Here is a 20,414-nt window from a genome sequence, read left to right on the forward strand (position 1 = left end):
ACATGGTAGATGAATTTGGGGCGCGTATTGCAAAACTGCGAAAAGCGCGGAATCTTTCTCAAAGGGCCCTGGTGGATCGCGCCAAGGCCCTTGACCCTAATCTGCGCTTATCCCACTCTGCTCTTGGCAGTTATGAGAGAAATTCAACCGTGCCACGCCTTGCCGAAGCCGTAGCGCTGGCTGATGTGTTAGACGTTTCGCTTGATTTTTTGCTAAGAGGGGAAGCATACCGAACCCTGCCGCTTAAAAATCTTACAGACGAACAGACACAGTTGCTTTTAGATCTTTCTGTATATTTTCGGCAGCAAAACAGTTCAGATCGGGAAAAAAAGAGTATGGAACCCACCAAAGAACAGGTGGCGTTATTTGCAAAGTTGATGAAAGAAGTGTTCGGATAAACAGTATGCAGCATGACGCTTTTTTGCGTTCATGCTGTATTTTTTGCATTCGTGCTGTTTTTTTGGTGATTTTATTTCGAAATTGATAAAATACCAACATCAGGAGTTGATTCCAATGGAGACTTTGGCAACAAGCGTAACTCGCTTCTTTCTGCAAAAGAATTACATTGAACCAGACCAAGCCGAATGGTTTCAATACGGCCTTATCCGCCGGATGATAGGTTCCCTTACCTTCCTTCTGCTCCTCCCTGTCGGAGCTATTCTTGTCGGATGGATCGGATCTTTTCTTTACCTGTACACCTTTCGCTTCCTGCGAACACGGACCGGCGGTTACCACGCGAAAACACCGCACGGCTGTCTGCTGACCTCGCTTGGCACCATGTTCGCGGCGCTGACCCTGGCAAAAAATCTTTATTCGCCGCTTCTCATAGGAGCTGTTTTGTTTGCCGCGGCCTTGTGCATTTTTGTACTGGCGCCCGCAAACAACGCTTCGCTCCATCTGACAGCCAATGAAATCACCGCCATTCAGCCACGAGCTTGGCTTCGCCTTGCTGGTACTGTCCTCATTGGGAGCCTGCTGTTGTACATCTGTGCGCCACTGGCAAGTTGTATGGCAGTCTCGCTGCTGGCGGTCGCTGTCATGCTCGTATTGGCAAATTTGGGGCTTGGCGCGCAGTAATGCGCTTTGTAGGCATTTGATTATTTAGGAGGGAAACTGCCATGAAAACGAAAGAACCTTTTGTACAAAAGCTCGTCCATAAGGCGGCGCAGGGCATTGTCCGCCGAGAACGCTACGGCTGGCCGCCGGACAGTCCCTGGAGTGCTTACCAGCCCCACCGGCCTGAAAAGCCCCTACCTCAGCCGCAGGACAAAAAGTAAGCAAATACGTGATTTCTAATAACACCATCGCGCCCGCCGCATTTTGTATGCGGCGGGCGTTTTTTATTTCAAAATTTTTTTGTGTTTAATGTAAAGGTCTATTTGACATTTGGCATCTACAATTTTGTCAGAGCCAAAATGAGGTGGTGAAGGGAAGTGGACGCGAACTGGCGAAGAGATGCGATTGTTGAGCTCCTTCGCCAGAAAGGAAAGGTGAAAGCTCGAGAACTAGCCAAGCGTTTTCATGTGACACGTCAAACAATCTGCCAAGACATAACTGTCTTATCGCTTCATTGCGATATTTACACAGAACGCGGTCAGAACGGTGGAATCTACCTTTTAGAAAAAAAGAGGCCCACTCGTAAATCGCTTAGTTCATCTCAGATTCAAGTCCTTGAACAACTTTTGCCTTCTTTATCCGAGGAAAAGCGTCTTATCATTCAGTCCATTCTTCATGATTTTGGCTCCTAATAGGCAACGTGCCTTACCTTGACAACTGAATACCCAGCACGGAGGCACGTTCCCAGAGCAGGAAGCGTGATCAGAGAAGCGCCATGACGTACAACGCCACACCTCACAAAGCGGTGAGATTGTACCGAGCGATCCATTCTACTGAAAAAGCAGTAAAAACTGTTTCGCCATGATCTGCAAGGGAGATAATGATACGCCTGTTGCCCCGCACGTCAGACGGGGTGGCCGACCTTGGGTTGAAATCCTTAGACCCCTGGAACACCAGTGAAAGCTGCGCAAGCGGCTTGCCGAACGAAAGTGAACCGTGTTCCCGGATGCCAGGGGAGCGAGCTGCAAATATGGCATTTTGCATGTTATTCTCTTTTTTCTGAACATCAACAGCCCCCATGTGTTGATGTCGAACCCGTGCGGCGCAGTACAGACTGCTGCGCCGCATTACTTTGCCATCAACCGAGGAGATGATCCAATGACAAACCCGGAAACCGGTTATGAGAAAGCCCACCGACAGGTAGAACATGTCTACCGACAGTTTTTTCCGGCCAGAGGGATGGTTACACGCGAGGGCCAGATCCGACTATGCCACACGATGCTGGACGCCCTGTTTGGCCGGGATGTGGCCCTGTGTGACGCTGGTGTGGGACTGGGGAAAACCTACGCCTATCTGGTCGCCTGCGTTCTGTGGCAACTGCAAAGACCACGGCAAATGCAGCGGCCGGTGGTGATCTCCACTGCCAGTATTGCCCTGCAGAACGCTATTCTCACAGAATACATTCCGTTTCTGTCAGAGATTCTAATACAAAACGGATATATCAAGAAACCTATTTGTGCTGTTCTGCGAAAAGGCAAAGAACATTTTGCCTGTGATAAGCGCCTTCTCATACGCCAAAAACAAGTCGGTGTCCGTGGCGAACGCTTCCGCAGGAGGGCAGCCGCATTGCGTGCTGCCAACCAATGCCTGGACCTGGATCTTTTGCCAGGAATATCCCGTCATGATCGACGTCTGATCTGTGTTCCGGAGCGTTGCAGCCGCAGCTGCATCTTACACTCCGATTGCCGGTATCGACAGTATTTGAAAGATTCCAACGGTGCGTCGGTTACCATTCAGGTCTGCAATCACAATTACCTGCTGGCAGACGCGGCTCACCGTCAAAACGGGTGGAAGCCCCTACTGAAAGACTACCAGGCACTGGTCATCGATGAGGCCCATAAACTGCCGGAAACAGTTCGCCAAATGAGCACCCGGCGGATTCGTTCGTCAGACTTGCTTCATTTTGAAAAAATCTTAACCACCGGCCACTGCACATTGGGAGCCCAGAAACTCCGTGGTGCAAGGATGGCGTTCCTGACAGCATTTTCGTCTGCAGAGAACGATTCAGAAAGGGAAAAATCATTCTGCTTGACAGATGAGCAATCCGCCTCCTTGCAGCATTTGGACAAAGCAATTCAGGAAATTCTCAAGCTGGAGAACAGGGAAGTACCAACCGTTTTGAGCAACAAACTTAGTGATACTCGAGAACTCATTCATCTTTTCCTTAGAAGCGATACGACTTTTGTTCGCTATGTGGAATACCATCAGGTAAATGGGGCTCTGGCCATTGATCTGTGTGCAGTGCCTATCGATTTGCCACAGTGCGTCTATGACGCGCTCTGGAGGGAGCATAAGCCTGCCATCCTTACATCAGGGACTCTGGCGGTGGGGGAGGATTTCACCCATACGGAACAGCAATTCGGACTGGATCGCGGGACCTCTTTGCGCACGCTTTGCATCTCATCCCCCTTCCAGTACGATAAAAACTGTTTGCTTTATTTTCCAGAACCATACAAAAAGAAGGCTTCACGCAAACAGAATACGGACCGCGTGGCCCATCAGATCCAGGAGCTGATCAACACTGCCAACGGACACACGTTGGTGCTGTTCACATCCTACGATCAGATGGGCCGTGTCTATGAAAAACTGAAAGATAAGTTCCCGGTGCCTGTACTGCAGGCACAACGCAACCCACAGATCTATCTGGAACGCTTCAAGCAGCTTCCCAACGCCGTCCTGTTCGCCAGTGGGGCCTGCTGGGAAGGTGTGGATTTCCCCGGGGACATGGTTTCCTTGCTTATCATTGTGAAGCTGCCATTTCAGGTGCCGGACCCGCTGGGAGAAGCCATGCGGAAGCGGTACAGCAATCTGCACAGTTATATCCGGGCCGAAGTCGTGCCTGAAATGCAAATCAAGCTGCGACAGGGCTTTGGCCGTGCAATCCGAACCGAAACCGACAGCTGCGTGGTCGCTATTCTCGACCCTCGCGCGGCACCGGGAAAGCGATACCATCAGGCCGTTCTGGATGCCTTACCATTGATGCAGGTTTCGGACAAACTAACGGATATCCAGTGCTTTTTACAATCCAAGAAAAAGCCCAGTTATTTCGAGCCCCGATTCACTAAGGAGGTTGATTTTTATGCGGGCAATTTGCTATGTGCAGGAAGTCAAGAACAGTGATCTCACCATGCGGCAGCAGATTCTGATCTGTCGTAAAGCACTGCGCAAGCTGCGTTGGCCTTGCGTACAGGAGCTGTATGCTCAGGCAGGAACAGAAGAACAACCGCTTACGCTGCGCCCCGGTGTAATGGACTTGCTTCACGCCGCGGCAAATGGTGAGGTAGATGTTTTGATTGTGGTGGATATCAACCACCTACATTGCGGCCGACCCGAATTGGAGGGATTGCTTGCATCTTTGCTGCAGTACGGTGTGCACACTTTCGGTGTCCAGTGCGGTTGGATCGAGCCGGGTGGCCGGCACTGGATGGTTCTTCCGAATTATGATTCGGAGGTGTGAGATGGACCACACCAAGGCAACAGCCCTGTATTACCCCCGGGTCTGGCTGTACGCACGGACCGGCAGCAGACATCGTTCTGTGGCCGAACACCAACTGGACGAACTCCGCGACTGGGCCATGCGCAGCGGGTACCGCGTAGTCGGACAAAGCTGCGAGCGTGTCCGGGACAACGCTTTATGGCGTCCGGGTTTGTTTGCAATGCTGAAGGCTGTGCGCCGGGGCGAGGTGAATGCCGTGGCGGTGACGCGGTTGTCCCGATTTGCCCGCAAGAGAAGTAAACTCTGCAAGATCCTTGCCGAATTACAGGCAAATGATGTGGTGCTGATCACCACCGATGTGAGTTTGCGGTATCAGATGTACCTTTATGGTCTGGATCGGGTACTTGCAAATTGCCCGAAAGAAAGGAACCAGTGTGCAGGAATACATACAGCAAATGCCTGATGGGCGTACTCGCCTAGTGCGGGAGGTGGAGGGGGTACCCGTTACCATATATTTTTCGGAAAAGGACGATGCGGATACGCTTGAAAAGGTGAAATCCATGATCATGGATGCCTACGCAGAAAGAAAACTTCGTGAGAGTAAACCGTCAAATTCCGCCTCGTAATAAGGCGGGTATTTCTCCCTTTTGGTGATAGCTTTCCTGCCCCGGAATGAGTATTGTTGGGATAGGCAAATAACTCGAACTAAGTGAATAGGGGAGGAACAAGGATGACTTTTTGGGACCAACATGGTCAGGAAGTGGAAATTTCGCAAGCTGATCAGAAGTGGCTGGATGACGCATACTTTTCTACCCAGCAAATGCGGCTGCCCGTGGATTCGCCGCGCGCCGCTTTGTCCTACCGTGTGTCGACCAAGGGCCAGGTGGATCATGACGATATTCCCATGCAGAAGATTGCCTGCCGGAAGTTCGCCCAGGAGCATGGATGGCGTGTAGTGCTGGAAAAGGCCGAAAAAGGCGTTTCTGGCTCCAAAGTTTCCGCAAACAAGCGGGACGTCATTCAGGAACTGCGCAGCGAAGCCGGCAAGGGAAACTTCGATATCCTTCTGGTGTATATGTTTGACCGACTGGGACGCATTGAGAGTGAAACGCCGTTTGTGCTGGAATGGTTCGTCCAGCACGGCATCCAGATGTGGAGTACCCACGAAGGCCAGCAGCGTATCGAGAGCCACGGCGATAAGCTGATGAACTATATCCGGTTCTGGCAGGCAGCAGGGGAGAGCGAAAAGACCTCTATGCGAACCAGGGACCGTATCCGTCAGCTCGTTTCTAGTGGACATTTTGCTGGAGGCTTTGTCCCTTACGGATATCGTGCCGTTAATAAAGGTAGAGTCAATAAGAGAGACCAGCCCGTAAAGGATCTGGAAATCAATCCAGATGAAGCGGAATGGGTCCGGGAAGTATTTATGAAAGTGGCGGAAGAAGGTGCCAGTGGGTATGCCATGGCACAGATGCTGAACCAACGAGGACTGCGTACCCGCCAGGGGGCGGAGTTTCAGTCTTCCAACATCAAGAGAATGATTCAGCATGAGGGGTACACGGGATATATCATTACCAAGGCGGCACGGTCAGAGTTCATGCCGCAGCTGCAGATCATTGATGAGGCTTTGTTCGCCAAGGCCAACGAGATGATCAGCAAAAGAAGCAAAAAGGCACTGAAAGATAAAAACGCTGCCCAAAAGAGCAGCAATCCAACATTATTGGCTGGCATCGTCGTCTGCGCACATTGCGGGGCGAAGATGTCGGCCTTTTTGCATAAGGATCGGTATAAGCTGGCTGATGGGAGTATCCGGGAAAGGGTGCAGGCCAAGTACAACTGCTACCAGCGTGGCCAGCATCTGCGGGAATGTGATGGTCAGGCCCTATATCTGGCAGAACGGGTGGACAGAATTGTACTTGCCTATGTTGATGAGCTGTTCCGCAAGATCAAAAGTGAGCCGTATGACAAGAGCATTGAACAGAGAATCCGGCAGCAGGATGCTGAACATAACAGACAAAAACAGGCTGCCGAGAAGAAAATCAAGGCAGCCCAGTATAAGCAGCAACGCTATGAGGATGAAGTGTTGAAATGTTTGGATGGAACGAGTGTATTTTCGCAGGAGATGCTGGCACGACTGATTGCACAGGCGGAAGCAGAGGTCAGACAAGCCAAAGATGAATACGCCACCTTATTACAGAACAACGACCATCGAGCAACAGTCCAACAAATCCGCAATTACTATAATGAGTTCCTGGGATGGGCCAACGAGTTCGATCTGGCTTCTGTCCCACGAAAGCGAGCCATTTTAGCGGAGCTGTTTGAAAAGGTGGAAGTTGGTAGGGGATATAAGGTGACGATTCATGTGAAGGGGAGTTATAAGCAGTTTCTGAAGATTGAGTAAGAACCAGGCAATGATGATGGTGGTGGATTTAGCCCCGTAAACAGCAGGTGACTACTTATTATAGGCACAATGCTTTATAGAAAAATTGCACTTACATGTATTATGTATCCAACATGTCGTTAGGGGAGAATCTCGAAATGTAACGCATTCCCAATAAATATAGTTCAGCTTTGGAAATAAATCATCAAATTTTTTACAGTTCGAAGTAAGCATAATAGGGTGATGGTGCGCGTAACTATCCATGGAGTAGCTTTCTTGAGAATATATAGAACTCTATTCGTTATAAAACAAGAAAAAATATAAAAAAAGAATCTGTAGGGGGTTGAAAATGGCGCCAGAAAGAGATATTATAGATATGTAGCTATGCATTTTACTGTTAAAGTGATTGGTTTGCTACAGAAGAAGTTGGAAAAGTGAATATGAGTAAGGTGATACGTACGACACTGCGATGCGCAATGGCGGACCAATTTCGATAACCTGAAATAGGGAAGACTGGCAACGCTGCAGTGGTGGTTTGCCAGTTTTTGTCTTTTTTGTCTGAATGTTTGTGCTGATATTTCACCTTACCAAGGTAAGGGAGTGCCATAAAGGATGGGTCAACACACGGTGTTAGGAACAGGCATATCGTTCATGTGTTATGTTTCAGCTTATTTGTTTTTCGCTTATTCAGTTTTAACGAATAATGAGGGCTGGATAATGGTAAGCGCACTTATCTATTTTCTTCCAGTGGTCGTTGAACTTGGCGAATCCTTTCAATGCGAAAGGGTCAGTTCTAAGAAGGCTTTTATGTTTAAGACTGGTTGTTTCGTTTTAGGGGTGATTTATCTTGCAATCCTCCTTTTCGGTCTCAATGTGAAAAAAGAAACAATGAATGAGTCACTATGGATAGCGTATCGATTGCTGCTGGCGGTGTTGCCGGTAGTTTATATCTTCCATCGGGCGATTCCCTTCTTTACGACAGTGATGCAGGCGTACAATAGATCACGTGGAGCAGAACGACAACAGGGTTAAATGATAGCAAACCCGTAATAAGCAGAAAGTACTTTGTTTGGCTATACTAGCCCTACAAAATTCCCCAATAATTGGGTAACCAATTAATTAGATGGTAATGACAAAAGGTGTGATGCAGTAATGATTGGTAACAACTTGTTTTTTGGAATGTTCGTTGTTGTTATTGTCCTTATTGTTGCAATTTTTATCGTGGTAGTTATTTGCCACAATAAAGTGTTGAAAAACAAAGATAATGGCGCATGCTCAGAACCGTTGAATGGTGATGTAAAGTTGGACAACATAAGTATAGATAAAATAACTCTCTGTAATGTGGATATGTCAAAAGCTAAGTTCTCATTCTAATTCAAGTGGCTAAACTAGGGAGAGTATGGCATGAGATCGGAGATATATGATAGTATCTGGAACAGACTCATAGAACCAACATTTCAGTCCTTTGTAACCAGAGATGGCGGGTTGGTTTTGCCTCAGCAGGCGAAAGAGGAAATTAAAGTTTTCTATGATGAGCTTATCTGCTATGCAAAAAAACATTATATGTCTGCAGAGACAAAGCTGTTAAATAGACACAAAGTAGCTGCAGCAATGATGATTGCGATTTTAAAAGCAAAGCCGATAAAAAAAGCGGACCCACTATATTTTATGGAAAATAAGGAAACAGGGAGGTTGACTCCTTGGCCGTTCAATGAAAGGTTGGCAGTAACGGTAGGGTTTTCGGTTCTACATAGCTTTATTATGGAGCGTTTAAGTAAGGCTGCAAGTGAACGTGATGAGGAAATAATCAAGCAGGAGCATTTAGAAGTTGTTTGTAAACAAGACGCAGTGATATTTGCAGATGGGATTCCCATAGATGAAGAAGATCAGAAAAATCTAGTATGGGAATTGTATCAAGTGCGGTTAGACGGTGCGTATAATATACTTACACTTGCGCATATCCTTAAAGACGTGGAGCGATTAGCGAGGTATGATTATTTCCTGAACCATAAAAATGAAGAACCTGAATTCTTCGCTTTGAAAAGTGGAGATAGCAAAATAGAGGATTTTTGACGCTGTTTAGTATATTGATCAGCATTCCTCATATTAAAGTAAAAAGAACGGCAGGGCTCCAAAGGAGTTTGTCCTGCCGCTCTTTTTCGTTGATGTTTAAAATTGGTGGTCACATATTAATTGTGACATTGGCTGTTTTTGAGGTGGTTGAATCCGATGAAGAAGCGGATGTAGTACTACTGACCGGTTGGCTCCGTGTGGAGAACAACTGGGGAGAAAAGTATAAGATAATGGCAATAATACATACAGCGGCGGCTAAGCTTATAAAAAGCTGCTTGCATGAAAGCGGAAGAAAACCGTGCTTACTATCTTCCTTATCAGACGTTGGAAATCTGCATATGAGCTTGAACCACGTCCACAGCGATAACTCTAATGTTGTAGAGGCTTTGGGATCAGGCGCGGCGGGGGTAGAAGAGTCAGAAGGGCAGGGGATTGTATTAGAAGCTACAGGCTGGAATTGGTCTCGATTATGAATAACAGTAGCAAGGCCCTCGCTTGTAGCCTCTTTCCCGTTCTTTCTTTTTTTCTTTTTAGACTTTTTGCGTTTTTTTTTCGACATCGTGGTACTCCTTTCAAGCGATAAGAAATACACACCAATGAAGAACGATACAAAGTCTTCATCTGGCATGGTAACGCCAGTGCAAATCTGACGCTACAAAAGATAAAATTGAAATTTTATAAGCATTTTGCACGTCCTTAGGGAAAGTTGAAATATGGCTTGACCAATTGGAACCATACAGCTACACTGTGTGTGCTTAACCCACTTTAAAAACTATACTCACTTATTCCTTACACCAATAATATTATACATTAGACGTAATCAAACGTGTGCGCTCACTTTGATTATGGTTATTATACCGTGCGTGCCGCAAAAATGCAATTGCCTATACGTAAAAAAATTGTCGGCATGGATTCAAAAAGTCTGTTGACTTGCCGAAAAAATGAAAAGGTATTGACATTGTTGTTTAACGTGCTGAAAATATAATTTTGTTTGATTTTTGGATACAAATTTGCTATCATCTAAATTGAAATAGCAAAATAGATATATTAATCTGTCAAACCTATAATTTTGGAGGGCGTCAATGGAAAATGTGGAATTAACAGAGAACGAATACAGAATCCTTGACGAAATTCGCAGAACACAAACCAATGATAAAACATATCTCTCCTCGGTGACAAATTTGTCTTGGCCAACAGTAAGCAAAGTTATCGATAGCTTGAAAGAAAAAGGATATATTTTGGAATGTGAAGGTCCTATTTCTCTAAATCCAAAAGCAGTATTTTATATAGGAATCGCGGTAGGAGCAAGAGAAATCAAGGCTGTTTTGTGCGACTTTAACTTTGATGTGGTAAAGTTATCTGAACTGGAGAAAAAGTGTGAAATTAGAAACATATTAGATAAATATCCTCCAAATGATAAGAACGATGATGAGAGCCGTGTGGATGAGGATGTATGTTTATCGTCGGCACAGCAACTGGATCAAATTGCAGAGAGACTATGCGCTATTCTTAAAGAGTTTTTGTCATTAGATATTAATGTGGGGGCAATAGGTATCGCATTTCCTGGTGCCATTAATACAGCAAATAATGTAATTGAGACATGCCCTAATATTCCTTGCCTTACTGGTAAAAGCGTATTCGATTTACTAAAAGAGGACTTGCGTAAAGAACTTTTAAAAAGAAATATTGACATTGTCATACAACATAATGCCAAAGCATGCTTTATTAGCGAAAAGGAGCAGCTATACCATTCAGAGAATAATCAACGCAAAGGTTTAGCTAATAGTAAAGATATAATTTGCGTTTACCATGGAACAGGTATTGGAATAGGAGGATGTGTCAATGGTATGTTCCTGACAGGAACAACCAATTCTTTTGGAGAATTTGGGCATATATTGGCTCCGGATTTTGCGAACGAAGACGGTGAGGAAGGTAACAGTTTTAAGTGCCCATTTTGTCAAAAGAAGTGCTTGGAATCGTTGATTCGGACGCGGGTTTTTAGATCAAATGATTTGGAAGCGTATAAGGCAAATACTCATAGAAACAAACTGAAGAATTTTGCTTCTACAGATAGAATGCAGTATGAGATACTTGTGAAGTATGTAGGATTTATTATAAATACAATTGTTAATATTTTTAATCCGCAGGTATTGATCCTTACAGGGCGCCTATACGATTGTGTTGATGAGTTATGGAATGATATGCAAATAATAAAAGGTGAAAATACTTTGTCTTATTCGGGTAATGCATGCACGATACTTGATGGTAGTAGAAGGCAGGATACGGTCGCGATTGGAGCCGCAATGTTTGCGTATTATAAAACTACTTCGTATAAAGATGGAATAATATCGTGGCCAATGTCAACTCTAAGTAATACATGATTCAGTATTATTGATTTTGCTTGCGGAAAATCATACCAAATGGTTCGCTTAAACATAATAGAATAATGTTCAAAATCAGAGATGAGAGATGTAATATAGCTATAGTATAAGCCGTTAGGGAGAGCAACTGACTCTTAATCAGTGGGTCCTGGGTTCGAGTCCCCGATGGCGCACCATAAAATCAAAACGGTATAGATGCCACTGGCGAAAAGCCAGTGGCATCAACCGTTTCCGGGCTTTTTTCGCTCGGAAATTCACGAATGATTCCATAGATGCCAACCACTGTTTCCCCCTAACTGGTGGGATTCGAACCCCCTTTTTTTGGCGATTGGCATATTCGGAACCATGTGGCGCCCTTTTTGAAGCGGTTATTTTCAAAAAGGGCGCTATTTTTCTATCAATAGAATACACAAAGTTTGAGGCGTCAATTTGTTGGTCACGACGGGCCATCGAATTGGCGCCCTTTTTGTTTTCAGATAATTTCAAAAAGGGCACTAAATGTCAGGAGGTAGTAAATGAATCGAGAACAGTTTTTTCAAGAATTTCGTACCGCTCTTCACCGTGAGGGTTTTGTCCCGCAGCCGGAACAGGACGAATTGCTTCCTGTGGAGTGGGATGGTCTCCCTCTCTGCCGAATCACAGCGGACGGAAGCGTTCGCTACTGGCAGGAGGATGTAGCGACACCGGAACGGGAACGCGCCTGTGAGCGAGCCACCGATCTGGCCTGCACCGTGCGGGAGTACATGACGCTGCTGGAACAGGCTCCGCCTCAGCAAGCCCAGAGCCTGACCGGTGACTACCGCCTGCTGGCTGACTTCAATGGAGCCGTGCTGGCTGCCCATCCCACCCGGCTTGGCGTCCAATTCGTCACATGGGACTGGAGCTTCGACCGCACAGGTCTCAACCAGGGCAATTACTTTCAGGAAAACTATGTAGGTGCCAAGCAGGACTTCGCCATCCGCGCCGGCCTCATTTCCAAACAGCAAATCTTCAAGCAGGAGCAGCTTATCGAAATCTACCGGTGCTGCTCTGACACCTTGGACACTGGTTTTGACTTGACTGCCGAGCAGGAAAAGTGCATCCGGGGCGTTCAGGAACAGATTGCCATTGCGGCTCCCGATGCTCTGGATCGCATAAGGGAGCAGGAGCAGCACCCCATGGAACCCTACAACCAGGAACCGATCATGTAATATTCAAGCGCCGGAGTTTTAGAAATAAGACTCCGGCGCTTTTTTGCTTTACTGAAAGGAGCACACCGCCAATGACACGCTATTTCATGCGGGATACACCGCTGTGCCAGATAGAACAGCAGATGATGACCCCGCCCTATTTCAAGCCCAGAGGCCATGGCCGATACTATCCCGGTTTCCAATATAGCAGAGATGACATGGAGTGTCCATACTGCATGAACTTCAGACGCAATCATCCCTGCCCTTTGGAGCAGTGCGTCTGTCTGGATGAACGGATCGTGGCCGGTGCAATTGACCTCAACCAGTTTGTCAGGGATTGCTTCTTCCCTGAAGCGGGAGTGCAGCTTCAGGCCCGCTTAGAGAGGAGTTTCAATGGCTGCTCCATTGGATTTTTCCTGAGCGATAGTCATCGGGAGCGTTGGCAGCACTGGCGTGAGCGCTGTTTTCGAATGCCGAACCGTAACCTGGCCGCACTGTTTCTTCTCACGGCGTATGGGGACATCTGGCGCAGGATGATCTGGAAGTTTGATGCCAGTGGGTTTGACTTCCAATCTGTCCAGCTCGCCGGCATCCAACCGGAGCTGTACAGTGTTTATCAGGCGGCCAAAGCCATCTCCACCGGCAGCCCCAATATCACTCTTGCCGATCTCGCATCCCCCGAATTGGTCACAGATGAGGCGTTCCACCTGATTGTCTGCGCTCTGCTTCTGGCCAAGTACGGAGATGCGATTTTGAATTTTGAAGGAAAGTAAGGTGATGCAATGTGATGATGGAAGCAGTTCTGAGCAACGCTGACCACCCGGAATACGGTGTTGCGACGATCCCTCTTCCCATTCCCAGAAATCAGTACGACCACTGCGTTTCGCTGTTGGAGGCACTGGAGATCGGCGATGCCTCTGAAGCCGACTGCCGCTTGGACTCGCTCGACAGTGCCTGGCCTGTGCTGAATCGGCTGGTATGCACCAAGGTCAACCTTGATGAGTTGGGCTATAAAGAGCTGATTGAAGCGGCGCAGGATACCATGCGGGAGCTGATTCAGAAGATGGAGCATCGGCTCTGCGACAACCCCGTCATCGAGGAACAGATGCGCCAGTTGGTGCAGGCCCTGGAAACCACCACCGGGAAAAAGCAGTATGGCTATCTGAAGAAACCGCTCAAAGCATTGGTGGACACCATCGTGGACGAGCTGGCCCGGCAACCGGAAGTGGCGAAGTGCTATGAAACATGGAACCAGATCCGGGATGAGCTGAACGAGTGCTATGGCAGCCGCACACCGCGGGAGCAGCTCCCACTCTCGCAGCAGAAAGAGTTTCGCCGGATCAAAAACGATATCATCCGGGAGGCCGAGAACATCCGCCTCGGCCTCCCGACTTTTGAAGATGAGAAGATGCAAGATGAGCCAGAGCCGGAGGCGGCACATGAGGAGCAGCGATCCAACAGCGTATATGAACAGGCTCGACGCTATCGCGCCGCCAAAACAGTCCTGCAGGATGTCTATGCGCTGGACGAGGAACACGCTGAAGCCGTCCGGGTTCTGGAACAGCTCTGGGCGGAAGGATACACGGTGGCGGCGCATCAGCTGGGAAAGTTCTACCGGGATGACCTCTCCACCATGCGAGATCATGAAAAAGCGGAGCGGTGGTTTCGCTTGTCCGCAGAGGCCGGAAATGACTTTTCGGAATACGCACTCGGGAAGCTTCAGTCGCTGGCGCAGCTCGAAAAAAATTACGGAAAAGAGGGCTGCGAGATCATTCAGGACAACTGCCAGGACACCATCTTCGGCGGCTTCGCCCCCAACAGCCAGACTGCGGAGGTGCTGTCCAAAGCCCTGGGCAGCCGCACCGTCCTCTCCGGCTCGGTGAGCCGGGGCAAGAACGATCCCAGCCAGAGCCTCCAGATGATGGAGCGCGCCCTGCTGACGCCCGACGAGCTGAAATCCATTCCCAAGGGCAGCTTTATCGTCATGAAAACCGGCACCCATCCCATGCGGACCCGGCTCCAACTCTTCTTGAACTGGGGCATTACCTTCGGGGAGCCGTATGTGGTGCCGGAAAGAGCCAATCGAGCGGTGGCCTATGCCAACCGGGTGGATCTGGAGCGGAATCTCCCGCAGCTCAGTGAACCGGAGGAGATGGATGAAAGCCGTGGCTATGCGGTATCCAGCCGGGGTGGAATCGCCCATACCCCGGCCCAGGAGAGAGCTGTAAAGCGAGGGAAGCAGATGAAGACATTCGGAGAGGAGGAACGATGAGTTACTTCGGAACGATTTACGCCGACACTGAGCTTCCCTCCAGAGCGAAGGCAGTCTATATGTACCTGCGGGATCGCTCCGATGCCGAGGGAAGGCGTTGGCCGGACATTCAGACCATTGCCTCGGACATGAAGCTGTCCCGCTCCACAGTCAAGCGGGCGCTGCACGATCTGGAGCAGCACGGCTATATCCAAAAGGATTTCCGGCACAGGTCGAATGGGAGCAGTACCTCCAATCTCTATACCGTGAAATAAAAGGGAGAGTGGTTTGTACCACAATGCAGTACAAACCACTCTCTGAATCAATGGCAATTTCAAAATCTTCCGCCAAGGGAGAACTGCACCCATTCGCTGGACCCAGGGGCGGTTCATTGTGAACCACCCAGAAGGACTCACTCTAACGGAGATTTAGAGCAGAGAAAAGACATCTATAGTATAGGGACTGGTGGTGGAATTATGGTTCATCGACATCCAGGCAGTATCCAACCTCTCGCACAGAGCGAATGTAGAACGGTGCATCTGGATTAGCCCGATATAGCTTCTCGCACAGGTTGCAGATATGAAAGCCTATTGTATTGTTCTCATTTCCTGTGGTGAAATCACCCCAGACCTGTTCGTAGATCTGTGCATAGGTCAGCACACGGCCTTTGTTGGCGGCCAGCAGCAGGAGAATCTGATATTCTTTTGCGGTAAGCTGAATCTCCTGGCGATCCCGAAACACCTTCCGCTTGCTTGGAAAGATCTCAAAACCAGGGAGCGACATTATCGGTTCCTCGTCGACCTCGTTTTTTTCTATCTCAGGGTGGTTTTTGAGGATAGACAGAATCTGCTTCAAAACTTCCGTATCTCTTTCGTGCAGCTCCAAAATCATGACTCGTTCGATGATATCACCGCTTTCTCACTCAGTTTACGAGCTGCTTTCAGTCGCTTAAAGGTTTCCTTACTGATTACATGCTCAATCCGGCAGGCGTCCCGCTCGGCAGTAACAGGATCGACACCAGCTGCTACAAGCATCTCTGTAAAAAAGCGATGCTTTTCGTAGGTATCCTCGGCAACCTCACGGCCAAGGTCAGTCAGGTGCAGGAAGTGATCTCCATCCATGAGCAGGAAACCGCCCTTTTTCAGTGTAGCCACCGCATGGCACACGCTGGGCTTGGACACATCCATGTGCCGAGCCACATCCACGGAGCGTACCACGCCTCTTTGCTTTTGGAGAACAAGAATCGCTTCCAGGTAATCTTCACCCGATTTGTGTAAAGGCATAGTCAGTCCCCCTTCCGTTATATAGGTGGCTATTTCCAGGACACTTCATTGCCGCTTGTCATTTGGCAGCCAATCTGCAGTCCAGGCCCCGCTCTCCCGCAGGAATTCGCCGTCATGGGTGATGACCACCACGCATAGTCCCTGCGCCGCCAACTCTCGGAGACGCTGGCTCACCTCCAGCATATGGGCGTAGTCCAGACCGCTGGTAGGCTCATCAAAGATCAGCAGCTCCTTTCCGCTGAGGCAGCCGTCAGCAACGGCCAGTCTCTGCTTCTGCCCGCCGGATAGAGCCATGGGGTGAGTATCCGCATACTGAGCCAGATCCATTCGGTCCAAGGCGGTCAAAGCATCCTGTTCTGCGGCCGTATTTCCCAGCCGGACTTCCGCCAGCACACTGTCTCCAAAAAGCTGGAGGTTCACATCCTGCATGATAAGAAACGCCTTCCGCCTTCTTTCCGTTCGGCGCAGAGGCTTTCCGTCCCAAAAAATCGTACCGCTTTGTTCTTTCATCAAACCGCACAGACACCGGGCCAGGGTGGTCTTGCCCGCCCCGTTGTGGCCGGTAATGGCGGTAATTTTCCCCCTGGGCGCATGGAAGGATACGCCCTCCCATACAGTCGCACCGTTATAAGCCGCGCACAGCTCCCGCACCGTCAAGCCGTCTGCTTCCATCGCTGAGCTTGACTCAGGTGAGGACACCGGTATCTCCGCAATGCTTCGCAGTCCCATGGAGCGGCGTTCTTCCTCGGGCAGAGCGAGGAAATCTTTCCCGTAATATTCCCGTTCCAGCTGCCCGCTCCGCAGATAGAACACCCGATCAGCCAGATCGGCAGCGTACCACAGGCGGTGCTCTGCCATCAGCACGGTCTTCCCGGCCTTTTTCAGCTGATTCAGAATCTCCCGGAGCTGGCGGATACCCTCCCCATCCAGATTGGAGGAAGGCTCGTCCAGTACAAACAGCTCCGGCCCCATGGCCCAGGCGCTGGCGCAGGCAATGCGCTGTTTCTCTCCACCGGACAGAGCAAAAATGCTCCGCTCCAGCAGCGGCCCCACTCCGCAGACTTGGGCGGCGGATTCCAGAGCCTGTGCCATTTCATCGTGGGACGCTCCACGACTCTCCAGCCCAAAAAGCACCTCGCTGGTGGTGTCCAGATTGAAGAACTGGGACTTGGGGTTCTGAAACACCGAGCCCACCGTCCGCGCCAGTTCCCACAGCGGGGTCCGTGCCACATCCTGGCTGCCGACCATAACAGTTCCCGCCAGCGTCCCACCTCCAGTATGCTGGAGCAGACCATTGACCAGCTTGATGATTGTGGTCTTGCCGCAGCCGCTCTCACCGGTGAGCAGGATAAGTTCCCCCGGTTTCACAGAAAAGGTGCAGTCCCGAAGGCTTGGCGTCTCCTTGCCCTCATAAGTATAGGTCACATGGTCAAAGCTAATCATGGCAGCACCCCCTTGCAGCAGATCCCACCCACGCAGAGGGCCAGAAACAGTAGTGTGACCACCACATCCTGGATGTGAAATCCGATGGGCCGCCAGGAGGACATCTTTCCTGGGTACTCGATGCCCCGAGCGGTGGCGGATTCGCTGAGTTCTTCTGCTGTCTGGGCTGCCCCCATGAGCATTGGTACATAAATGCACTCCAGTTTCTCCTCAAAGCCACGGATATTTCGAAGATCCATTGCATCCCGGATATGACGCAAATCCTGCCGAAGCGCAGGCAGAAAGCGCAGCGTCACCGCAAGGGTAATAGAAAAACTCCGGGGAGCGCCCATCCTCTCCAAAGCAGCCATGAACTGGCTGACGCTGGTGGTGGCAATCAGATAGGCACCGCCGGCAATACAGGGGAACACCAGAATGAAGTAGGTCACCGTAGCAAAGACCGTAGCCAAAGAGCCGGGCAACAGCGGCAACAGCCAGTATTGTATCGCCAGGATAGCCAGATATGTCGCCAGCAGCCCTGCCAGCATGGTACCTTTCCGTTCTACCAGAAAGAGAATCAAATAGGCTACCATGACACCGAGCTGGAAAACCGCAGAGCTCCAGGTGAACACCACCACATTGGCCAACAGCCAGATTAGAATCTTGGTCCGAGGATCAAGAAAAGAAGGGTAAATATTCTTCGTCCTCATTGGGCCAGCCCGGCCTTGACAAAATGCTTACGCATGAGCTTCATACCCAGCAAGGACCCCAGAACAGAACCCACCAGAATGCTCAGTACAATGACCCCGAACACCGGCCAGGTCAGCAAGCCCTCCATGGTGGCCATATAGCCAGCGTCCATCATCTGGGCGGCATACTCCAAATAGCTCTCTTTGGTAAACCAGAGGGGCAGAAAGTCACCGATAAAGCCCAGATTGAAGCAGAAAAAGCCCAGCATCAGCCAGCTTTTCCGCCGGAACTGTCCAGCTCGCAGGCACAGCTCACACAGGATTCCTCCCACCAGTCCCGTGATGGGGAACATCCAGGTTGCAGCCACCAGCACCACGCCGGTGATCAGGCTGGTGAGAAGAAAGGGGCCGTTTTTCCGCACTTTGGCCACCATCAGCATGAACACCGGTCCGATCAGAATGGCATCAATAAAGTGAGTAGCAAACCATACATAGGGGCTGACACCGCCCACCAGCATAAAAAGAAAGCGGATTGCTATGCATACCGCCCCCAGTGCGCCGGCGGTGATGGCATCTTTGGCAGTCAGTTTGCGTTTTCCCTGTTCCAATGATTGAGACATATTTCATTTCCTCCTGTCAGTAATCGTTAGACATTGCTAACCATAAGACAGGATAGCATAGCTGCTTGTCTGCCACCAACTCCATACAGGCGTTTTGGCTCCAAACAGCACTCAGATTCAGAGCATTCATTGACGGCTCGTCGCCGGTCCGGTACAATCAAAACCAGATCGAGCAACGGAGGCACTGCTCATGTCCAATATGACACAACTGTTTGATGCCAGCCGTTTCCCGGGCAATGTGAAGGTTCGATCCGCCGGCAAGGCGGCGGTGATGACACTCAGCGGCCCGGAAAACGGAAGCCTGCGACTGTTCTCCCTGTGGGACGGTGTGGTTCTTTCTTTCAACCGGATCTATACCCAGGTCTGGCCTCTGGCGCAGAACGAAGCAGCCAACATCCTGCTGCTGAACTTCTGCCAGAAGGGGCGCTGTGAGGTGGTGCTGGAGGATGGGCAGTTTGCTTTCCTCGCTCAAGGGCACATGGCCGTAGGAACCCAGCAGGCTCAGGAGGAGTATCGCTACCCCAGCGGTCTCTATGAGGGTATCGAGTTGTTTTTGGATCTGGATCTGTTGGCCCATCGTCCCTATCCACTGTTTCAGGAGGGGGAAGTAAGCCTGGAGGGGATCGTAGAGCACCTGCATACCTCCCGCCGCCTGTATTTGGGACCCACGCCTGCCTGTGTGCAGACATTGCTGGACGACCTGTGGCGGCTGCGGGATTCGGAGGAAGCGGGATTGATGAAACTCCTCTCCGCCCAGCTGCTTTGGAAGGTAGAACGCCAGCCTATTGAGACCAGTCCTATGGTTCGCTATTTTACCAGCTCTCAGGTGGCCATTGCCAGGGAGACACGGAGCATCCTGTGCGCAGATCTAAGCCAGAACCATACAGCACGGGAGCTGGCAGAGCGGTTCCAGGTGGCCGAAACCAGTCTCAAGAATTACTTCCGCGGTGTGTTTGGAGAAAATCTCTCCACATTTTTGCGAGAGGCAAGGATGCGCCGGGCAGCAGAATTGCTGCAGAGCAGCGAATTACGAGTAGCGGAGATCGCAGCACAGGTAGGCTACGAAAATCAGAGCAAATTTGCGGCGGTCTTTGTCCGGCGCTTTGGCTGCCCGCCGCTGGAGTATCGCCGCAGGGCACGGCTTTCGTTTCCCGATGGCGGTTAAAGCAGACTTTCAGTTCAGAAAGAAGCCCACAGTTCTTTGTATCGGGAACTGTGGGCTTCTCTCATTTCTATTGCACAAAGAATTATGGCCTTGCCCCATTCAACTGCCACTGGGCGCTTTCACTCTGGAGCTCCACCATGTGCCGGAACAGGCCGCCCTCCGCCATCAGCTCCTGCGGGGAGCCTTGCTGCGCCACTTTTCCGTCCTTCAGCACCACGATATGATCCGCCCCGGCCACGGTGCGCATCCGATGGGCGATGACCAGTACCGTTTTGCCTGCCAGAAGCCGAGAAAGCGCCCCCTGCACCTTGGTTTCGTTTTCCACATCCAGAGAGGCGGTGGCCTCATGTTTATATACACAAATCCCTGAAAGCCGCATAAACACTGAACTTTTTAACCATCATCAAAAAACAGAATATCCCTATAACC

The 20,414-nt window shown here is 49.8% G+C and carries 23 protein-coding genes and 1 pseudogene; 17 read left to right on the plus strand and 7 right to left on the minus strand.

The features are described 5' to 3' along the window. Positions 1-2 precede the first annotated feature (2 nt). The 4 genes from AC127K_RS08815 (at position 3) to AC127K_RS08830 (ending at position 1,748) form a co-directional block, all read left to right on the plus strand. The gene (locus tag AC127K_RS08815; protein ID WP_483720280.1) at positions 3-398 is read left to right on the plus strand and encodes a helix-turn-helix domain-containing protein; all 396 of its coding nucleotides are present in this window, start codon (positions 3-5) and stop codon (positions 396-398) included. Between the two features lie 115 nt (positions 399-513). Next, positions 514-1,077 (plus strand): accessory gene regulator B family protein, encoded by a 564-nt coding sequence (locus AC127K_RS08820; RefSeq protein WP_483720281.1) that lies wholly within the window; start codon positions 514-516, stop codon positions 1,075-1,077. A gap of 41 nt (positions 1,078-1,118) precedes the next feature. Next, a complete protein-coding gene (locus AC127K_RS08825; RefSeq protein WP_279058883.1) occupies positions 1,119-1,277 on the plus strand; it encodes a hypothetical protein in 159 nt (52 codons plus the stop codon). Between the two features lie 156 nt (positions 1,278-1,433). After that, a complete protein-coding gene (locus tag AC127K_RS08830) occupies positions 1,434-1,748 on the plus strand; it encodes an HTH domain-containing protein (RefSeq protein ID WP_483720282.1) in 315 nt (104 codons plus the stop codon). A gap of 103 nt (positions 1,749-1,851) precedes the next feature. On the opposite strand, the gene AC127K_RS08835 is transcribed toward AC127K_RS08830, so the two are convergent. After that, a complete protein-coding gene (locus AC127K_RS08835) occupies positions 1,852-2,100 on the minus strand; it encodes a hypothetical protein (RefSeq protein WP_483720283.1) in 249 nt (82 codons plus the stop codon). A 114-nt stretch (positions 2,101-2,214) separates the two neighbouring features. Between AC127K_RS08835 and AC127K_RS08840 the strand changes: the two genes are divergently transcribed. From AC127K_RS08840 to AC127K_RS08895, 12 genes are all read left to right on the plus strand, one after another. Then, positions 2,215-4,236 (plus strand): ATP-dependent DNA helicase, encoded by a 2,022-nt coding sequence (locus AC127K_RS08840; RefSeq protein ID WP_483720284.1) that lies wholly within the window; start codon positions 2,215-2,217, stop codon positions 4,234-4,236. Continuing rightward, positions 4,196-4,573: a recombinase family protein gene (locus AC127K_RS08845; RefSeq protein ID WP_483720285.1), complete on the plus strand. Its 378-nt coding sequence runs from the start codon at positions 4,196-4,198 to the stop codon at positions 4,571-4,573. The genes AC127K_RS08840 and AC127K_RS08845 overlap by 41 nt, the downstream gene beginning before the upstream one ends. A gap of 1 nt (position 4,574) precedes the next feature. Further along, positions 4,575-5,015 carry a recombinase family protein gene (locus tag AC127K_RS08850; RefSeq protein ID WP_483720286.1) on the plus strand — a complete coding sequence of 147 codons (441 nt, stop codon included), beginning with the start codon at positions 4,575-4,577 and terminating at the stop codon, positions 5,013-5,015. 267 nt (positions 5,016-5,282) lie between these two features. Then, complete coding sequence (locus AC127K_RS08855; protein WP_483720287.1) at positions 5,283-6,953, plus strand: recombinase family protein; 1,671 nt, start codon at positions 5,283-5,285, stop codon at positions 6,951-6,953. 591 nt (positions 6,954-7,544) lie between these two features. Continuing rightward, a complete protein-coding gene (locus tag AC127K_RS08860; protein WP_483720288.1) occupies positions 7,545-7,964 on the plus strand; it encodes a hypothetical protein in 420 nt (139 codons plus the stop codon). A 372-nt stretch (positions 7,965-8,336) separates the two neighbouring features. Next, a complete protein-coding gene (locus AC127K_RS08865) occupies positions 8,337-9,005 on the plus strand; it encodes a hypothetical protein (protein ID WP_483720289.1) in 669 nt (222 codons plus the stop codon). Further along, complete coding sequence (locus tag AC127K_RS08870) at positions 9,002-9,478, plus strand: hypothetical protein (RefSeq protein ID WP_483720290.1); 477 nt, start codon at positions 9,002-9,004, stop codon at positions 9,476-9,478. Before AC127K_RS08865 ends, AC127K_RS08870 begins: the two co-directional genes overlap by 4 nt. Positions 9,479-10,087: 609 nt before the next feature. Beyond that, positions 10,088-11,386, plus strand: a complete 1,299-nt coding sequence (locus tag AC127K_RS08875; RefSeq protein WP_483720291.1) for an ROK family protein — start codon at positions 10,088-10,090, stop codon at positions 11,384-11,386. 515 nt (positions 11,387-11,901) lie between these two features. Further along, positions 11,902-12,576: a hypothetical protein gene (locus AC127K_RS08880; RefSeq protein ID WP_483720293.1), complete on the plus strand. Its 675-nt coding sequence runs from the start codon at positions 11,902-11,904 to the stop codon at positions 12,574-12,576. Between the two features lie 71 nt (positions 12,577-12,647). Continuing rightward, a complete protein-coding gene (locus AC127K_RS08885) occupies positions 12,648-13,328 on the plus strand; it encodes a hypothetical protein (protein WP_204705193.1) in 681 nt (226 codons plus the stop codon). Positions 13,329-13,342: 14 nt separating this feature from the next. Continuing rightward, positions 13,343-14,827: a relaxase MobL gene (gene mobL / locus AC127K_RS08890; RefSeq protein WP_483720294.1), complete on the plus strand. Its 1,485-nt coding sequence runs from the start codon at positions 13,343-13,345 to the stop codon at positions 14,825-14,827. After that, positions 14,824-15,081, plus strand: a complete 258-nt coding sequence (locus AC127K_RS08895) for a helix-turn-helix domain-containing protein (RefSeq protein WP_483720295.1) — start codon at positions 14,824-14,826, stop codon at positions 15,079-15,081. Before mobL ends, AC127K_RS08895 begins: the two co-directional genes overlap by 4 nt. A 199-nt stretch (positions 15,082-15,280) precedes the next feature. On the opposite strand, the gene AC127K_RS08900 is transcribed toward AC127K_RS08895, so the two are convergent. The 5 genes from AC127K_RS08900 to AC127K_RS08920 are packed head-to-tail and all read right to left on the minus strand — an operon-like array spanning position 15,281 to position 18,820. Next, complete coding sequence (locus AC127K_RS08900) at positions 15,281-15,661, minus strand: winged helix-turn-helix domain-containing protein (protein WP_483720296.1); 381 nt, start codon at positions 15,659-15,661, stop codon at positions 15,281-15,283. Between the two features lie 32 nt (positions 15,662-15,693). Beyond that, on the minus strand, positions 15,694-16,089 hold the full coding sequence (locus AC127K_RS08905; RefSeq protein ID WP_483720297.1) for a metal-dependent transcriptional regulator: 396 nt from the start codon (positions 16,087-16,089) through the stop codon (positions 15,694-15,696). A gap of 45 nt (positions 16,090-16,134) precedes the next feature. Then, positions 16,135-17,532 carry an ABC transporter ATP-binding protein gene (locus tag AC127K_RS08910; RefSeq protein WP_483720298.1) on the minus strand — a complete coding sequence of 466 codons (1,398 nt, stop codon included), beginning with the start codon at positions 17,530-17,532 and terminating at the stop codon, positions 16,135-16,137. Then, positions 17,529-18,221, minus strand: coding sequence for an energy-coupling factor transporter transmembrane component T (locus AC127K_RS08915; RefSeq protein ID WP_483720299.1), 693 nt, complete (start codon positions 18,219-18,221; stop codon positions 17,529-17,531). Before AC127K_RS08915 ends, AC127K_RS08910 begins: the two co-directional genes overlap by 4 nt. Continuing rightward, positions 18,218-18,820 (minus strand): MptD family putative ECF transporter S component, encoded by a 603-nt coding sequence (locus AC127K_RS08920; protein ID WP_087294355.1) that lies wholly within the window; start codon positions 18,818-18,820, stop codon positions 18,218-18,220. The genes AC127K_RS08915 and AC127K_RS08920 overlap by 4 nt, the downstream gene beginning before the upstream one ends. 190 nt (positions 18,821-19,010) lie before the next feature. On the opposite strand from AC127K_RS08920, the gene AC127K_RS08925 reads away from it, so the two are divergent. Beyond that, positions 19,011-19,985 carry a helix-turn-helix domain-containing protein gene (locus AC127K_RS08925; RefSeq protein WP_483720300.1) on the plus strand — a complete coding sequence of 325 codons (975 nt, stop codon included), beginning with the start codon at positions 19,011-19,013 and terminating at the stop codon, positions 19,983-19,985. An 82-nt stretch (positions 19,986-20,067) separates the two neighbouring features. Here AC127K_RS08925 and AC127K_RS08930 read toward each other — a convergent pair. After that, a pseudogene (locus AC127K_RS08930) lies at positions 20,068-20,331 on the minus strand (ABC transporter ATP-binding protein); the annotation flags it as partial. Positions 20,332-20,414: the final 83 nt, after the last annotated feature.

It is taken from the genome of Subdoligranulum sp. DSM 23681 (assembly GCF_057005535.1).

Excerpts from the sequence above, each read along its gene's own strand:
- AC127K_RS08815 (WP_483720280.1), top strand. The coding sequence starts at position 3 with ATGGTAGATGAATTTGGGGCGCGTATTGCAAAACTGCGAAAAGCGCGG.
- AC127K_RS08820 (WP_483720281.1), top strand. The coding sequence starts at position 514 with ATGGAGACTTTGGCAACAAGCGTAACTCGCTTCTTTCTGCAAAAGAAT.
- AC127K_RS08825 (WP_279058883.1), top strand. The coding sequence starts at position 1,119 with ATGAAAACGAAAGAACCTTTTGTACAAAAGCTCGTCCATAAGGCGGCG.
- AC127K_RS08835 (WP_483720283.1), bottom strand. The coding sequence starts at position 2,100 with ATGCAAAATGCCATATTTGCAGCTCGCTCCCCTGGCATCCGGGAACAC.
- AC127K_RS08840 (WP_483720284.1), top strand. The coding sequence starts at position 2,215 with ATGACAAACCCGGAAACCGGTTATGAGAAAGCCCACCGACAGGTAGAA.
- AC127K_RS08845 (WP_483720285.1), top strand. The coding sequence starts at position 4,196 with ATGCGGGCAATTTGCTATGTGCAGGAAGTCAAGAACAGTGATCTCACC.
- AC127K_RS08850 (WP_483720286.1), top strand. The coding sequence starts at position 4,575 with ATGGACCACACCAAGGCAACAGCCCTGTATTACCCCCGGGTCTGGCTG.
- AC127K_RS08855 (WP_483720287.1), top strand. The coding sequence starts at position 5,283 with ATGACTTTTTGGGACCAACATGGTCAGGAAGTGGAAATTTCGCAAGCT.
- AC127K_RS08860 (WP_483720288.1), top strand. The coding sequence starts at position 7,545 with ATGGGTCAACACACGGTGTTAGGAACAGGCATATCGTTCATGTGTTAT.
- AC127K_RS08865 (WP_483720289.1), top strand. The coding sequence starts at position 8,337 with ATGAGATCGGAGATATATGATAGTATCTGGAACAGACTCATAGAACCA.
- AC127K_RS08875 (WP_483720291.1), top strand. The coding sequence starts at position 10,088 with ATGGAAAATGTGGAATTAACAGAGAACGAATACAGAATCCTTGACGAA.
- AC127K_RS08880 (WP_483720293.1), top strand. The coding sequence starts at position 11,902 with ATGAATCGAGAACAGTTTTTTCAAGAATTTCGTACCGCTCTTCACCGT.
- AC127K_RS08885 (WP_204705193.1), top strand. The coding sequence starts at position 12,648 with ATGACACGCTATTTCATGCGGGATACACCGCTGTGCCAGATAGAACAG.
- mobL (WP_483720294.1), top strand. The coding sequence starts at position 13,343 with ATGATGGAAGCAGTTCTGAGCAACGCTGACCACCCGGAATACGGTGTT.
- AC127K_RS08895 (WP_483720295.1), top strand. The coding sequence starts at position 14,824 with ATGAGTTACTTCGGAACGATTTACGCCGACACTGAGCTTCCCTCCAGA.
- AC127K_RS08905 (WP_483720297.1), bottom strand. The coding sequence starts at position 16,089 with ATGCCTTTACACAAATCGGGTGAAGATTACCTGGAAGCGATTCTTGTT.
- AC127K_RS08910 (WP_483720298.1), bottom strand. The coding sequence starts at position 17,532 with ATGATTAGCTTTGACCATGTGACCTATACTTATGAGGGCAAGGAGACG.
- AC127K_RS08915 (WP_483720299.1), bottom strand. The coding sequence starts at position 18,221 with ATGAGGACGAAGAATATTTACCCTTCTTTTCTTGATCCTCGGACCAAG.
- AC127K_RS08920 (WP_087294355.1), bottom strand. The coding sequence starts at position 18,820 with ATGTCTCAATCATTGGAACAGGGAAAACGCAAACTGACTGCCAAAGAT.
- AC127K_RS08925 (WP_483720300.1), top strand. The coding sequence starts at position 19,011 with ATGTCCAATATGACACAACTGTTTGATGCCAGCCGTTTCCCGGGCAAT.